The sequence below is a fragment of the Candidatus Eisenbacteria bacterium genome (assembly GCA_035712145.1).
GTDB lineage: Bacteria > Eisenbacteria > RBG-16-71-46 > RBG-16-71-46 > RBG-16-71-46 > DASTBI01.
In genome coordinates this window covers 17,477-31,666 of the sequence record DASTBI010000034.1, presented here as the reverse complement: position 1 = coordinate 31,666, position 14,190 = coordinate 17,477, and the positions used below count along the sequence as shown (strand labels likewise).

Annotated in this window: 13 protein-coding genes; 6 read left to right on the top strand and 7 right to left on the bottom strand. The window is 66.8% G+C overall.

Annotation, left to right across the window (positions count from 1 at the left end):
* The coding region (locus VFQ05_02040) for a DUF3798 domain-containing protein (GenBank protein ID HET9325532.1) at window positions 1-1,124 on the bottom strand (1,124 nt) is incomplete at its 3' end.
* Window positions 1,125-1,220: 96 nt separating this feature from the next.
* Here VFQ05_02040 and nrfH point away from each other — a divergent pair.
* Together nrfH and VFQ05_02030 are read left to right on the top strand one after the other, a co-directional pair.
* On the top strand, window positions 1,221-1,751 hold the full coding sequence (gene nrfH, locus VFQ05_02035; protein ID HET9325531.1) for a cytochrome c nitrite reductase small subunit: 531 nt from the start codon (window positions 1,221-1,223) through the stop codon (window positions 1,749-1,751).
* A 3-nt stretch (window positions 1,752-1,754) separates the two neighbouring features.
* Complete coding sequence (locus tag VFQ05_02030; protein HET9325530.1) at window positions 1,755-3,194, top strand: ammonia-forming cytochrome c nitrite reductase subunit c552; 1,440 nt, start codon at window positions 1,755-1,757, stop codon at window positions 3,192-3,194.
* Window positions 3,195-3,219: 25 nt separating this feature from the next.
* On the opposite strand, the gene VFQ05_02025 is transcribed toward VFQ05_02030, so the two are convergent.
* From VFQ05_02025 to VFQ05_02005, 5 genes are all read right to left on the bottom strand, one after another.
* The gene (locus tag VFQ05_02025) at window positions 3,220-3,636 is read right to left on the bottom strand and encodes a VOC family protein (protein ID HET9325529.1); all 417 of its coding nucleotides are present in this window, start codon (window positions 3,634-3,636) and stop codon (window positions 3,220-3,222) included.
* A gap of 210 nt (window positions 3,637-3,846) precedes the next feature.
* The gene (locus VFQ05_02020; protein ID HET9325528.1) at window positions 3,847-5,292 is read right to left on the bottom strand and encodes a cation:proton antiporter; all 1,446 of its coding nucleotides are present in this window, start codon (window positions 5,290-5,292) and stop codon (window positions 3,847-3,849) included.
* Between the two features lie 13 nt (window positions 5,293-5,305).
* Entirely contained in the window at window positions 5,306-5,659 is a 354-nt protein-coding gene (locus VFQ05_02015) for a hypothetical protein (protein ID HET9325527.1), read from the bottom strand.
* Window positions 5,660-5,667: 8 nt separating this feature from the next.
* Window positions 5,668-6,174 (bottom strand): peroxiredoxin, encoded by a 507-nt coding sequence (locus tag VFQ05_02010; protein HET9325526.1) that lies wholly within the window; start codon window positions 6,172-6,174, stop codon window positions 5,668-5,670.
* A 174-nt stretch (window positions 6,175-6,348) separates the two neighbouring features.
* Window positions 6,349-7,119, bottom strand: coding sequence for a c-type cytochrome (locus VFQ05_02005; protein HET9325525.1), 771 nt, complete (start codon window positions 7,117-7,119; stop codon window positions 6,349-6,351).
* Between the two features lie 174 nt (window positions 7,120-7,293).
* Here VFQ05_02005 and VFQ05_02000 point away from each other — a divergent pair, with 174 nt between their 5' ends.
* The 4 genes from VFQ05_02000 to VFQ05_01985 are packed head-to-tail and all read left to right on the top strand — an operon-like array spanning window position 7,294 to window position 13,408.
* Window positions 7,294-9,972 carry a protein kinase gene (locus tag VFQ05_02000; GenBank protein ID HET9325524.1) on the top strand — a complete coding sequence of 893 codons (2,679 nt, stop codon included), beginning with the start codon at window positions 7,294-7,296 and terminating at the stop codon, window positions 9,970-9,972.
* Between the two features lie 54 nt (window positions 9,973-10,026).
* A complete protein-coding gene (locus VFQ05_01995) occupies window positions 10,027-11,253 on the top strand; it encodes an SUMF1/EgtB/PvdO family nonheme iron enzyme (GenBank protein HET9325523.1) in 1,227 nt (408 codons plus the stop codon).
* A gap of 12 nt (window positions 11,254-11,265) precedes the next feature.
* Window positions 11,266-12,336, top strand: coding sequence for a class A beta-lactamase (gene bla, locus VFQ05_01990; protein HET9325522.1), 1,071 nt, complete (start codon window positions 11,266-11,268; stop codon window positions 12,334-12,336).
* The gene (locus tag VFQ05_01985; protein HET9325521.1) at window positions 12,317-13,408 is read left to right on the top strand and encodes an alcohol dehydrogenase catalytic domain-containing protein; all 1,092 of its coding nucleotides are present in this window, start codon (window positions 12,317-12,319) and stop codon (window positions 13,406-13,408) included. Before bla ends, VFQ05_01985 begins: the two co-directional genes overlap by 20 nt.
* Window positions 13,409-13,417: 9 nt before the next feature.
* Here the strand turns inward: VFQ05_01985 and VFQ05_01980 are convergent, their stop codons facing one another.
* On the bottom strand, window positions 13,418-14,092 hold the full coding sequence (locus VFQ05_01980) for a hypothetical protein (protein HET9325520.1): 675 nt from the start codon (window positions 14,090-14,092) through the stop codon (window positions 13,418-13,420).
* Window positions 14,093-14,190 lie beyond the last annotated feature (98 nt).

Below are 14,190 nucleotides of genomic sequence, written 5' to 3'. Positions count from 1 at the left end.
TCCATCCGCATCAGCCAGAGGTTTCCGCCGGGATGGTAGCGGTGCAGGGTGACCGGGCCACCGGCCTCGGCCTCGATGTAGCGACGCACGGTGACCGAATCGCGGACGTCGATCTTCCTCGCCGCGGCATCGATCAGCAGCGTCGCCACGGCTCTCAACGCCACCATGTCGACCGATTGCGGCCAGGTGCCGAAGTGTCCGCTCATGCCGTGCTCGGCGATCAGACGCTTGTTCTCGGCGCTGATCCACGCCATGTCGCCCTTCTTGTCCGGCGGGATCGCGAGTCCCAGAGCGGCGGGATATCCGTGGGTGGGCGCCGGCGTGCTCTGCTCGATGAAATAGCCCTTCTTCGCGGTCAGGATGGCGCGGATCAGGGGCTCTTGCATGCCGTCGTTGGTGCTGAAGAACGCGGTCAGCGGTCCATGGCGCGCCAGCTGTCGCGGCACGTCCTCGAGGATGAACTGCTGCGTTCCCGGCAGCCCGCCCTCACCGGTCGGGTCCGGAGCGGTCACGAAGTGAAATTGGATCCCGCGCCGGGCGCACTCGCGGACCATGATGTCGCGGCGGTTCGCCAGCAGGACCATCGACATGTGGCGGGGAAACGAATAGTGGACGAAGTGTCTGGCGCCCATCTTCTGCGCGTTCTCGATGATCGCGACGCCGCGCGATAGCTCGTCGGGCATGATCGCCAGATCGCTGGCGGCCATCGCGACGTCGGGATCCTCGTGGGGGAGCATGAAGCCGATCAGGATGTCCGGCCGCTGCTCGCGAATCTTGCGCGCCGCCGAGACGCTCCCGTTGATGGCCTGACCGGCGATCACGACTTTCACGGCGGGATCGGCGGCAAGCCCGACCAGCTGGGAGATCACGGTCTCGACTTCGGTGCTGAAGTTGTCCGGGAAGGTCACCGTCTTCACCCGCCCGGGATAGCGAGCGGCGATCTGCTGTCCGGCGCGATAGTCCTCCTCGCCCTGAGAGACGGTGCCGGTCATGATGCCGACCTTGAAGCCGGTCGTGTCCGCGGACGTCTGCGATGTGGAGTGGGTCGACGGCTGATTCGAGCAGCCGCACGCGAGGGCGACGAGCAAGGCGAAGCACGAGACGAGGCGGGATCGCGGCGACACGGAGCCTCCGGTAGGTGATCGGCTCGAAGAGCAGGCTTGGCACTCTACCGCAGACGCGGCACCGACGAACAAGCGCGGATGGGGTAGATTGCCGCCATGGCGCAGAGCCCGGCAAAGCGCGTCGCCAAACGACCTCGCCTATCCGCACGGTGGTCCGTACTGGCCGGCGTGCTGTTCGGCATGAGCATCGGCATCGGCGCGTTCACCTTTCTGTACGCCAAGGGCGCTTCGTACCTCGGGCACGACTCCGCGGCCTGCGCCAACTGTCACGTCATGAACCCGCAGTACGATGGCTGGATCAAGTCGAGCCATCGCTCGGTGGCGGAGTGCAACGACTGCCACACGCCTCATGACAACCTCGTCGCCAAGTACGCCGTCAAAGCGCTCAACGGCTTCCGGCATTCCTGGGCTTTCACTTCGGGCGAATTCCACGAGCCGATCCGCATCACTCCGCTGAATCGCAGGGTGACCGAGAGCGCCTGCCGCCACTGCCATGCCGACGTGGTATCGGCGATGACGTCGCTCGAAAGTCGTCGCGGGAAAGGTGACGAGGTGTCCTGCGTTCGCTGTCACGGATCCGTCGGCCACGCCGAGCTGTCGCCGGTCGCATCTCGATTCGGGAGGTAGCGCATGTCTCGGGAACCCATCGTCGTCGATGAAGGCGGCTTCGCCCGGGGGATTCTGCTCGCCGTTCTTCTGGCGGCGCTCGTCGGCGCGGGCGTCACGGCGCTGCTCGTCAACATCGTCGAACGCAAGCAGGAGGCGCGGAATCCGTTCTTTCGCGTGGTGGAGCTCACCGACGACACCGAGGACCCCGCGATCTGGGGCAAGAACTTCCCCTTCCAGTACGACGGCTATCGCCGCACCGTCGATCAGGTACGCACGCGCTTCGGCGGCAGCGAGGCGGTGCCCCGCACTCCGACCGGCGCCGACCCGCGCTCGGTGGTGGCTCAATCGCGGCTGGAGGACGACCCACGGCTGAAGACCATGTGGGCCGGCTACTCGTTCGCGGTCGACTTTCGCGAGGAGCGCGGCCATGCCTACATGCTCGACGACCAGACCTTCACCGAGCGCCAGCACGCGGCCAAGCAGCCGGGCACCTGTCTCCATTGCCATGCTTCGGTGTACGTGCCCTACAAGCAGGCGGGAGGGGGAGACATCGTTCGCGGCTTCGAGAAGCTGAATCCGCTCCCTTACCCCGAGGCCAGGGCACGCGTCAGGCATCCCGTGGCCTGCATCGATTGCCACGACTCGCAGACGATGCAGCTCCGGGTGACGAGACCCGGGTTCATCGAAGGCATCCGCGCGTACAAGGCGTCGCAGGGCATCCCGAACTACGAGGTCAACACCATGGCCTCGCGGCAGGAGATGCGCGCCTACGTCTGCGGCCAATGTCACGTGGAGTATTACTTCCAGGGACCCGAGAAGAGGCTGGTGTATCCCTGGCGACGAGGGCTTCGGGTGGAGAACATCGTCGCGTACTACGACTCGATCGGGCACAAGGATTGGGTCCATGCCGAAACCGGCGCTCCGGTGCTCAAGGCCCAGCATCCGGAGTTCGAGATGTGGAACCAGGGTATTCACGCCCGCTCGGGCGTCTCCTGCGCCGACTGCCACATGCCCTACGTCCGTGTGGGAGCCCAGAAGATCAGCGATCATCACGTCCGGAGCCCGTTGCTCAACGTCGCGCACGCCTGCCAGACCTGCCACAAATGGTCGGAGGAGGAGCTCAAGGCAAGGGCCGAGGGCAATCAGCAGCGCGTCTTCGACATGCGCAACCAGGCCATGGACGCGCTCATGGATCTGATCGCCGACATGAAGTCCGCGCGCTCCGCAGCCGACACCGGCGCCGCGTATCAGGAGGCCGAGCGTTACCAGAGGCATGCGCAGTTCTATCTCGACTTCGTCGAGGCGGAGAACTCGACCGGTTTTCACGCGCCGCAGGAAGCGCTGCGCATCCTGGGAGAGGCGATCAACCTCGCACGCAAGGGTCAACTCGCGCTTCGACCGCTCGTCGCGGCGCACGCACTTCGCGCGTCTGGCGCTACGCGGCCTTCAGCACGACCTTGATCCAGGTCGTGCTGCGCGAGCGGCGCTATCGCTGCGCCGGCTCGAACAGCTCGATCGGATTGCCGTCCGGATCCTCGATCTGGATCTGCTTGCCGCCCGGTCCGGACTCCATCGCGTTCCGGAACCGCAGCCCCTTCGCCTCGAGCTCCGAGATCCGCGAGGGCAGATCAGCCACCTGTAGAACGATCCGGTTCCATCCGCCCGGCTCCTGCTGGCGACGATCGGGCATCGGGCGGGAGCCCGAAGCACCTGGGCCGCTGAGGATGAGCTTGAGTCCCGCGATCGAGACCTGCGCGAAGGCCGGAGGGTTTTGAAGGTCGAGCTTGAAGCCGAGCTGCTGCGTGTAGAACTCGACCGAGCGGCGGACGTCCTTGACTTGGTACCGCACGCCCCAGAGCCCGATGACGGGACTTTCGATCCTGGAGGATGGCGTGGTGCTCATCACTCCTCTTGTATCAGCCATCCGGTGTCTGGGTCATCGGGAATTTGCCTGAGGCTCTGGGGTCGCTCAGGAGGCTGCGCCGGCGCGGATCGGCTCGGTTGCGCGGCCCGCCTCGAGCCACGCCTGCCATCCGCCGACCAATGCGCGAGCCTTTGGCCATCCGGACTTCCGGAGATCGAGCGCCACCCGGGCGCTCGTGGCTTCGTCCAGTCAGGCGCAGTAGATGGCGATCGTCGCCTCGGCTGGCACCGCATGCGTCCGTGCGTCGAGCACCGGATCGAAGGGATCGAGGCGCACCGCGCCCGCGGCCTTGCGCCCGTCGGAATAGTAGACATCGTCCTTGCGCGAGTCGGCGATCACGACCAGCTCTCCGGCCTTGCGCAGCGCATCCAGCTCCTCGAGCGTGATGCGGTCGGGCACGAGACCGCCGGTGGTCGCGGCCGCGCTCGCCGGCGCCGGGGCTGCATGCGGCGCGCTCATCCGCAGGAACCACGTGATCCCTCCGCCGTGGACCGCCAGAGAGATCAGCACCACGAAGCTGGCCACCACGAACACGAGCTCCGCGCCGGGAATACCGGCGAACACCGGCAGCAGCGCGAGCAGGAGGGTGCTCAGCCCACGCGGGGCGAGAAGCGCGATGAGCCGGCGGTCCCGCTGCGGCAGACCCATGCCGCCCAGCATCGGGTAGAGCACGATGGAGCGCATGGCGAGTGCTAAGACCGCGAACAGGACCGTGTTCCAGTCGAAGATGCCAAGACCCTTCCAGATCAACGATGTGCCGAGCGCCACGAACGTGAGCAGCAGGAACATCTCGGCCGTCGCCTCACCGTACTCGAGAAAACAGTCGCACAGCTCGGAGTCCTGCGCGTCGATCACGATGCCCGCCGCGAATGCGGCCACGAAGCCGCTGCCGCCCACGGCTTCGGCGGCCGCGTAGGCGGCGAATGCCAGGCCGAGCGCGTAGAGCGACTCGTAGTCGCGGCGCACTCCCGCGCGGCGCCGCACCCACGTCAGCGCCGTGATCCCGAGCCAGCCAACCATGACGCCAAGCGCGGGCCCGAGCACCACCAGGCCGAGCACGCTGCGAAGCACCCCTTGCTGCTGGCCACCGTGGGCGGTGAGCTGCGGGTCCCACACCAGCATCGCGATGACGACGATCGGCAGCAGGATGATGTCGTTGAGCCCGGTCTCCAGGCGCAGCGCGATGCGAGTGTCGTGGGGCATGGCGCGCGAACGCAGTGCATTCCGGAGCAGCACCGGATCGGTCGAGGCCAGCGCGGCGCCGAGGATCGCGGAGGCGGGCGCCGGCAGGCCGAGCAGGTAGTGCGCCGCGATGCCGATCACGGCCGCCGGCACCAGCGTGCCGGGGCCGAGGAGCCGGAGGAGCAACGACCTTCGCGGTCTCAGCTCCTTGAGGTTCAAGGTCACGCCGTCGCTGAACAGCACGAGCATCAGCGCCAGCGTGCCGAGCACGCGCAGCTCGGGCGAGCCGAAGCCGATGTCCACCAAGCCCAGCGCGGAAGGCCCGAGCGCGAAGCCGAGTGCCAAGAACACCGCGACCACCGGCACCGCGCCGCGCTCGAGCGCGCCCGAGAGCAGCGAGGCGACGACGATCACGATTCCCATCAACGCCAGGATGGTGACGAAGTGTTCCATCAGTCCTGGAAGGCTACGGAAGCAGCTCGAGGGTTTCCGGCCTCAGTGCGCCTTCTTCGTCCCGGCTTCCGCGAGCGCGGATGCGATTGCCGACCTTGGCGGCGTCGACCACCGCGTGCATCGCCATGATGGAGTCGCGGGGCCCGGCGATGAACGCGGACGGCACCCGCACCCGCTCCGTGACGCCCTGGCTGGTCTCGAGGAAGAGATCGACGCCGCCATCGACGGGCCGATCATCCTTCAGCGAGTCCAGCGTGCCGACCACTTCAATCTGGCCTTCTCGTGCGGTGGAGGTTGGGGCCGGAGGCTGGTCGTTGTTCGTGCATGCCGCCAGCGTCAGCAGCGCCAACAGCGAAAGCCTTGCCAAGGCTCCGATCACTTCAGCCCCTTGAGCGCCGCCCGGAGCTTGTCGAATGAAGCTGCGTCGCGAGCGCTGTAGGCCAGGTCGGCGTATGCGATCTTGCCCGACTTGTCGATGACGAACACCGTGCGCCGATTGTAGCCGTTGGCATCGTTGAAGGACCCGTACCGCTTCGCGACTTCATGATTGTGGTCGGCCGCCAGACGGAACGGCAGGTTGTGATGCTTGGCCCATTCGTAATGGGAGTACACATAGTCCCCGCTGATTCCGATCACATCGGCGTTCAGCTGTCCAAGCTCCGCGAAGTTGTCGCGGAAGGCGCATACCTCCTTGGTGCAGCCGCCGCTCCAGTCGGCGGGATAGAAGGCCAGGACCAGATTGCGTTTCCCGACCAGCGACGAGAGCACGAGGGAGTCACGGCTCACCGAATCTCGGGTGGCATAGGGCAGTGCGAAGTCGGGTGCACGGTCTCCGACTTGCGGAACCGCAGCGGCGTTCGAGGCACCGACGCCACCGGCCATCATGACCAGGAACCCAACCATCATTGCCCTGCTCATCCTCGCTCCTGTGGCGGCCGGGGGATCCAGCGTATCCTAGCGACCGAGATCCGATCCTAGCCGGTCTTGGCGCCCAGCGGAATCAGGAGCACGACCGAAACGGCGAGACGGTCGCGAGCAAGGGGCCGGGTCGCCACGTCAGCGCTTGCCTCCGCGGACCGCATCGAGCTTGCTCTGAATGAATCGATTCCCGGGCTCCAGCTCAAGAGCCTCATGCCAGCGTCGGATTGCCGCCGCGGTGTCGCCATTCGCGATCAGCCGGTCGCCAAGCGCGATTCGAGTATTCACGGACTTGGGGAAGAACTCGAGGTTCAGCTCGAGCAGCGGGATCGCCGCCTCCGCGGTGGCGGCCTTGCGGGTGGCCTGTTCCGCCATGAACCAGAGCGCGCCTTCCCCGAAGTCGTAGACCGCGCGCCCATAGTATTGCTCGCGCAGCGAACGGTAGGCCGCAGTCACCATGGGCGCCCCGCCGCGGTCGAGTGCCCGGTGCAGCGTATCCGCGAGTGTCTCTGGACGGCGCGCGCCGTGATGACATGTCACGCACCTCACGCGCGCCATACGCATCGTGTCCCGCCCGGTCATCGGCAGGAAAGCGCTGTTGATCTCTCGGGTCATACGAATCATCGTGCGGGCAACTCGCTTGCTCTCGAGGCTGTCCGATGCGAAGTCGACGCCTTGGAGCGTCTCGGGATTGCCGCCCGGGTGGCAGTGTCCGCAACGAACCCCGAGCGCACCCGCCATCTCTCGCATCTCTCCAATCAGCGCGGGGCGAGCGATATCCTTGGGCAACACCCTCAGGTTCTTGAACGTCTGAGGGATCTGCGCATCGACGAAGGCGGCGGCGCCAGAGGCGAGCACAGCGGCGAGCAAGAAGGTCACGGCGAGACGTCGAGTGGTTCTGACGTTCATGGTCGATCTCCATGATCACGATGGCCGCAGGTTCGCTTCACACTAGAGGGACGCCCGGCAGAGACCACTAGTTCGAGACCGGCGCGGCCGGCAGCCGCCCGAGCGACTCGCCCGGCCCCGATGCTGCACGTACATGCCTCACGCGCCCGTGCGCCTTGCGGTAGATTGCCCCCCGTGTCGCTCCCTTCAGGCAAACTTCTCGGCCGGTACCAGATCGTCGCGCCGCTCGGGGCCGGCGGGATGGGAGAGGTGTACCGCGCCCATGACTCACGTCTTGGTCGCGACGTGGCCATCAAGGTGCTGCCCCAGCACCTGACCTCCGCCCCCGAGATGCGGAGCCGCCTGGAGCGCGAGGCCCGCACCATCTCGCAGCTCAGCCATCCTCACATCTGCACGCTCTACGACTTTGCTCATGAAGATGGCATCGCCTTCCTGGTGATGGAGCTGGTGGACGGCGAGACGCTGGCCCATCGGCTGGAGAAAGGACCGCTCGCGCTCGTGGAAGTGCTCGCGCTCGGCCGGCAGATCGCCGAAGCGCTGGCGCGCGCTCATCGTGCCGGGGTGGTGCACCGCGACCTGAAGCCCGGCAACGTCATGCTCACCCGCATCGGGGCCAAGCTCCTGGACTTCGGTCTCGCGAGATCCACGGGCCTCGGCGCGACTCCGGGAGCCATGAGCCACTCACCGACGATGCCGGCGCCGCTCACCGCCGAGGGAACGATCGTCGGGACGTTCCAGTACATGGCGCCGGAGCAGCTGGAAGGCAAGGAAGCCGACGCGCGCAGCGATCTGTGGGCGCTGGGCTGCGTGCTGTACGAGATGGCCACCGGTGCGCAGGCGTTCTCGGGGGAGAGCCAGGCGAGCCTGATCGCGGCGATCATGACCGGCGAGCCCCGCGCCATGACGGAGTTGAAGCCGGTGACGCCGCCCGCTCTGGAGCGTGTGGTCCGGCATTGTCTGCGGAAGGATCCGGAAGACCGGTTCCAGTCGGCTCGCGACCTGGCGTTTGCGCTCGATCTCATCGCGAGCGAGACGCTGCATGTGCAGCCCGCCGGTGCGGACGTGGTGGAGAAGCAACGCCCAAAGAACGCGGTCTGGGTCATGGCTGCAATCGCCTCTCTCATCCTCGCCGCGGGATTCCTCGCCGGACGCATGACGAGCCAGGCGCCATCCGGCAAAGGCATTCGCGTCTCGACCTTGTCTCAAGGCAGCCGGGACACCGAGCCCTCGGTCTCATCCGACGGAAGGCTGATCGCATTCAACGCCGTCCGTCAGAACGGCCAGGGACTCTGGCTCATGGACATGGCATCACGGAGCGAGGTCAAGCTCACCGGCGAAAACGATCACCTGCCGCGATTCACGCCCGACGGCTCCAACATTCTCTTCACCCGCCGAGGGAGCGGCGGACAGTCGCTCTGGCGCATCCCGGTCCTGGGCGGAGTGGCGCGGCTCGTCATCCAGGACGCCTTCGATGCCGACCCGTCGCCGAACGGCGACCGCATCGCTTACATCTCGGCGTCCACCGACAGCGGCGTGCAGGTGAATCTCATGCTCGCGAAGTCCGATGGCACGGGGCTCCGCAAGCTGTGGTCGCGAGGAACATTCAACATCGGGTCTCCGCGTTGGTCGCCTGATGGCAAGCGCATCGCGGTGATCCTCACCGGTGTCCAGAACACGAGCTCCACTCTCGCCATCGTCGATGCCGCGGCGGGTTCGGCGCGTCTCTATCCCTCGCCGAACGGCGCCGTGCTCTCGAATCCGGTGTGGGATGGGAGCGGCGGTCTCGTGATGGCGGAGGGCGAAGGCATCACCGCCATCGCGCGCGGCGCCTCGGGTCGCTTGCTCCATCTCGACGCTCGGTCCGGCCGCTACCGCGAGCTCGGCTGGCTCGAGAACTTTCCCGCCCAGATCGACCTGCTTCCCGACGGCCGGCTCGTGATGTCGAGCCTGGTCGTGCGCCAGAACCTTTTCGAGGCCTCGCTGGATTCCAGGGACCTGACGAATGGGCGCCGGCTGACCAGCGGACTGACGATGGATCGCCAGCCGGTGTATTCGCCCGACGGCAAGGCCGTCATGTTCTCATCGAACCGCGGTGGAACTCTGGACCTGTGGGAAGTTTCGACGGAAACAGGAGAGATACACCGCGTGACCGACGATCCACAGGACGACTGGGATCCCGAGTACAGCCAGGATGGGCAAACCATCGTCTGGTGCTCGAATCGATCCGGCGCCTACGAGATTTGGACGGCTCGCCGGGATGGAAACGCCCCGCGCCAGGTCTCGCGCGACAGCGTCGACGCGGAGAATCCTTCCATCACTCCGGATGGCCGATCGGTCATCTACAGCTCGTCTCATCCCACCAAGCTCGGCGTCTGGCGCGTTCCACTCGCGGGCGGGGAAGGCGAGCGCCTGCTGCGCGGAGCGACCCTGATCCCCGATCTCTCGCCGGACGGTCGCTACCTCTCCGTGATGAATGACGTGGGCACGCTGCTCTCGAAACTCGAGGTGCTCGATCTCTCGAAGGGCAAACCCCTCGATTACCCAGTGCAGCTCCACTCGTTGTTCGGAACGGTCCAGACCGGAAGATCGAGGGTGAGCGCGGACGGCCTTTCGGTGGTCTACGTGTTCCTCCGTAACGATGGACAACCGGTGCTGCTCCGGCGGCCGCTCTCGGCATGGAGAACAGGGGTCGGGAGCGTCGACACGCTGTTCGCCGGCTCGACCGAGTCCATCGAGTCCTTCGGCCTGGCGCCGGATGGCAAGCGAGCCACGGTGTCATTGATCGACTGGCTCTCCGGTCTGACGATCGCCGAGGGCGTGAACGGGATCGTGCCGCCGAAGCGCAGTCGTTAGGAATCCGAGCGCCACGGACCGGTCTGCGATGCCTATAATCCTCGCGGAGCGCTCATGAGCCGAATGCCATTCGAGATCGCTGTGCTGGTCGCCGGTCTATGGGGCCGTGTCTTTCTCGCGCACGCTCAGGCGGCTCCGCTGGTCATCGAGACCGTCACCGTCGGGAACCCCGGGAACACCGGGGACCCCATCCAGTTCCAAGGCGTCTTCGGCGCGGTGAGCTACGTGTTCGCGATCGGCAAGCACGAGGTGGCGGCGGGTCAATACACCGCGTTTCTCAACACCGTGGCGGCCACCGATCGGTACGGTCTCTACGACACCAGGATGTGGACACACGTACAAGGCTGCAAGATCGCGCGGATCGGCTCGCCGGGAAGCTATGCCTACAGCGTCGCTCCCGATTGGGCGAACCGGCCGGTGAACTTCATCTCCTGGGGCGATGCGGCCCGCTTCGCCAATTGGCTGCACAACGGTCAGCCTGCGGGGACCACGGATCTCTCCACGACCGAGGACGGCTCCTATTTCCTGAACGGGAAACAGACGGATTGGGACCTCGAGGGAGTCGTCCGCGAGCCCGACGCCACGTGGGTGATCCCGACCGAGAACGAATGGTACAAGGCGGCCTATTACGACGGCGCGACCGGCATCTACTGGGGCTTCCCGACCGGCACCAACAGCGGCATGAGCAGCTTCCTCGTCGATCCGGATCCCGGCAACAACGCGACCTTTCGGCCCTTCAACGGCACGTACACCATCGGCCCTCCTTACTACCGCACCGAGGTCGGCGCGCACGAGAACAGCGCGAGCGCCTACGGTGCGTTCGACATGGAGGGCAACGTGATGGAGTTCAACGAGACGGTGCCCGAGCCGGACCTTCGCGGCATTCGCGGCGGGTCGTGGATCGGCGACCTGGTGGGCAAGTGGGGCCGCATCATGGACATGCACTCGTCCGATGAGTACGGCGACCTCGGCTTCCGGGTGGCGACCCTGGGGAGCACCGTGGGCGTTGGTCCGAGGTCGAGCACGCTCTCGTTCTCGCTGCGGGGCGCGAACCCGGTGCGCGGCTCGGCGACCTTCGTCTTCGACCTGCAGCAGGTTTCATGGGTGACGCTCGAGGTCTTCGATGTCACGGGCCGGCGCGTGGCGACACTGGCGAACGGCGTCATGGAGCCGGGCGCTCACGAGGCGCGCTGGACCGCCCCGGGGGCGCCGGGCGTCTACTTCGCCCTGCTGCGCGCGATGGGCGAGACGCGCCGGATCAACACCATCGTGATGCGCTGAGAACGCGCAGGCATGAAGCGCGCTCTTGGATTCGTGGCGGTCGCGACGGTGGTGATCGTGGCGGGGCTCACGCTCCGTCCGGCACCCCGGACCACACCGCCCGACATTCGCCCTTCTCCGGCGACCCCATCGCTTGGCGCTCGTCACCCCGAGCATCCCGACACCGCCCTCGAGGCACGGCTGAGAACCATGGTGAGCGGCATGCCGGCGCGTTGTGGAGTCGTCGCCAAGAACCTCGCCAACGGCGCGGTCGCGCGGGTGAATGCGGATACGCTCATTCCCCTTCTGAGCGTGGTGAAGCTGGCCGTCGCGGTGGTGATCATGGACGGAGTCGACCGGGGTCAATGGTCGTTGAGCACACCCATCACTCTGCTCCCTCAGGACATGCACCCGCGGGGCTGGCTCGGCGACCGCTACCCTCGCGGGGGAGGGCCGGTGAGCCTCTACCGTCTCCTCGACGTCATGCTCACGCGAAGCGACAACACCTCGGCAGATGCCTTGATGCGCATCGCCGGTGGTCCTGTCGCCGTCACTCGATGGCTGGAAGGAAAGGGCATTCGCGACTTCCGCGTGGATCGTACGGAGCGTGCCCTCGGCAATGACTGGCACGGCGTCGCCCCCGGCGCCGACACCCTGGGATCCGCCGAGGAGATCCGCGAGATTCGCTCCAGGGTACCGGTCGCCGTTCACGACAGCGCCGCGCGAGCGATGCTGCTCGATCCACGCGACACCGGTACGGCCGAAGCGTGCGTTCACTTGCTGGAGCGCTTATGGAGTGGAGGTCTCCTCTCCGCGGCGATGACCGACACGCTGAAGTCCATCCTCGCGCGCTGCAAGACGGCCCCTCATCGGCTCCCGGCCATGTTGCCCAAGGGTACGCGCGTCGCGCGCAAGACCGGCACAGGGGGCACCTCGGCTGGCGTGACCGTGGCGATCAACGACGTCGGTGTGATGCGCCTTCCCAACGGCGACGAGGTGGCCATCGCCGTCCTGGTCGGCGAGCCCCGAGGATCGATCCGCCGCGCCGAGCGGCTGATCGCCCGGACCGCGCGAACCGTGTTCGATGCCTGGAGCGCCAAGTGACGTCCCAACGGCTTTGTGCCGGGGTGATCCCCTGCGCGCACTGACCTTTCGCGGCATTCGCACGATTCGCTACGAAACCGTGCCCGAGCCCACGCTGCTCGATGACGGCGACGCCATGGTTCAGGTCGAGTGCGCCGGCCTTTGCGGCTCGGATCTGCACGTCTACCACGGCCGCGAGACCGGCCTCGACGAAGGCACCGTCATGGGTCACGAGTTCGTGGGTCGCATCGTCGCGGCCGGCCCGGAAGTGCGGGGTCACGCGATCGGGACCCGTGTCGTGGCTCCTTTCAGCACCTGCTGCGGGAGATGCTTCTTCTGTATACGAGGATTGTCGGCCAGGTGCCGGCAGGGGGCTTTGCTGGGCTGGGTGGAGAACGGCGTGGGCCTCCAGGGTGCTCAAACCGAATTCATTCGAGTGCCGCATGCCGACGCCACGCTCTTGGCCATCGACGAGAGCTTACCCGCGGAGCTGGCCCTGCTGCTCACCGACGTCGTGCCGACCGGATGGCACGTGTCCCGTCTGGGTCGCATCTCGGCTGGCGATGTCGTCGTCGTGCTGGGCTGCGGGCCGGTCGGGCTTGCGGCCGCGGTGGCCGCGTTCGAGCAAGGCGCCGGCCGTGTGTTTGCCGTGGACGCCGTTCCGGAGCGCCTCGAGCTGGCCGCGCGTTTCGGCGCCGAACCGCTGGAGCTGAACCAGCTCGTGGGCCCAACCATTCTCGACGCCACGGATGGGAGGGGAGCCGACGCCGCGCTCGAGGTCGTGGGCAGTGCCGATGCCTCGCGGCTCGCGTTCGAGCTCGTGCGCCCCGGCGGGATCGTTGCGATCGCCGGCGTTCATCACGAGAGCAGATTCTCGTTCTCGCCCCTCGAGGCCTACAACAAGAACCTCACGCTGAGCATCGGGAGATGCCCCGCGCGATCTCTCATGGAGGAGTTGCTGCCGCTCCTGCGACGGCGAAGCGATCTCGGGGCGATCGTCACTCACCGGCGACCGCTGAAGGACGGTCCCGAGGCCTACGAGATGTTCGACCTCAAGCGGGGCGGATGCGTGAAGGTCGTATTCGAGCCCTGAAGAACGGAGTCAGACCGGGGCGCGCTCGACCTCTTTGAGCAGGCGGCCCGCCTCCTGAACCAGCTCGTCCTTCCATTCGTGGCCGCCTTCGTGGATCAGCTCCCGCACCTCGGCGCCGCGGCGTTCGAGGAACTCCGAGTCCGCCTCGAGACGGGCCGGCGTATACCACTGGTCCCGCGCGCCGGTGACGAGGAGAACGAGCGGCCATCGCTGGTTCGAGGTCTTGAGCTCGGGAGGCACGTCCGCGTTGGCTGCGATGATCGCCGAGCACGACCTGCGCCCCAGCAATCCTGCGCGATAGGCCATCGCCACGCCTTGCGAGAAGCCCGCGAGCACGATGGCCTGCGGAGCTCCGAACTCACGCTCGATGTGGTCGAGCGCCGTATCCACCCAGGCCACGTTGTCGGCGATCACGAGCTCGCGATCCTGCGATGTCATCCACGCCGCGACGACCGACCCCGTGCGCCCCGCGTAGTAGCGATTCAGTCCCTGGATGGATGCGACCAGCCAGTCCGAGCCGCGGTCCACCCGCTCGAGGTCCTTGAGGAAGGCGTCGGCCGTCTGGCTCTGGCCGTGGAACCCGACCAGCCAGTACCGGGCTTTGGTGGAGTCGGCAGGCCGCACGAAGAAACGGCCATGCACCGGGGTGGCGGCGTGCCTGAGGAGCGGTGGGTCCAGTGACATGGCGGCCGAGGATAGGCCCGCTTCCGGTGGAGTCCAACCTTCGGCGGGCACCGGCCGTCCAACTCCTTGAAGTAACGCGCCAGACGAAGGAGGGAGCC

Excerpts from the sequence above, each read along its gene's own strand:
- nrfH (HET9325531.1), top strand. The coding sequence starts at position 1,221 with ATGGCGCAGAGCCCGGCAAAGCGCGTCGCCAAACGACCTCGCCTATCC.
- VFQ05_02030 (HET9325530.1), top strand. The coding sequence starts at position 1,755 with ATGTCTCGGGAACCCATCGTCGTCGATGAAGGCGGCTTCGCCCGGGGG.
- VFQ05_02025 (HET9325529.1), bottom strand. The coding sequence starts at position 3,636 with ATGAGCACCACGCCATCCTCCAGGATCGAAAGTCCCGTCATCGGGCTC.
- VFQ05_02020 (HET9325528.1), bottom strand. The coding sequence starts at position 5,292 with ATGGAACACTTCGTCACCATCCTGGCGTTGATGGGAATCGTGATCGTC.
- VFQ05_02010 (HET9325526.1), bottom strand. The coding sequence starts at position 6,174 with ATGGCCGGTGGCGTCGGTGCCTCGAACGCCGCTGCGGTTCCGCAAGTC.
- VFQ05_02005 (HET9325525.1), bottom strand. The coding sequence starts at position 7,119 with ATGAACGTCAGAACCACTCGACGTCTCGCCGTGACCTTCTTGCTCGCC.
- VFQ05_01995 (HET9325523.1), top strand. The coding sequence starts at position 10,027 with ATGAGCCGAATGCCATTCGAGATCGCTGTGCTGGTCGCCGGTCTATGG.
- bla (HET9325522.1), top strand. The coding sequence starts at position 11,266 with ATGAAGCGCGCTCTTGGATTCGTGGCGGTCGCGACGGTGGTGATCGTG.
- VFQ05_01985 (HET9325521.1), top strand. The coding sequence starts at position 12,317 with ATGCCTGGAGCGCCAAGTGACGTCCCAACGGCTTTGTGCCGGGGTGAT.
- VFQ05_01980 (HET9325520.1), bottom strand. The coding sequence starts at position 14,092 with ATGTCACTGGACCCACCGCTCCTCAGGCACGCCGCCACCCCGGTGCAT.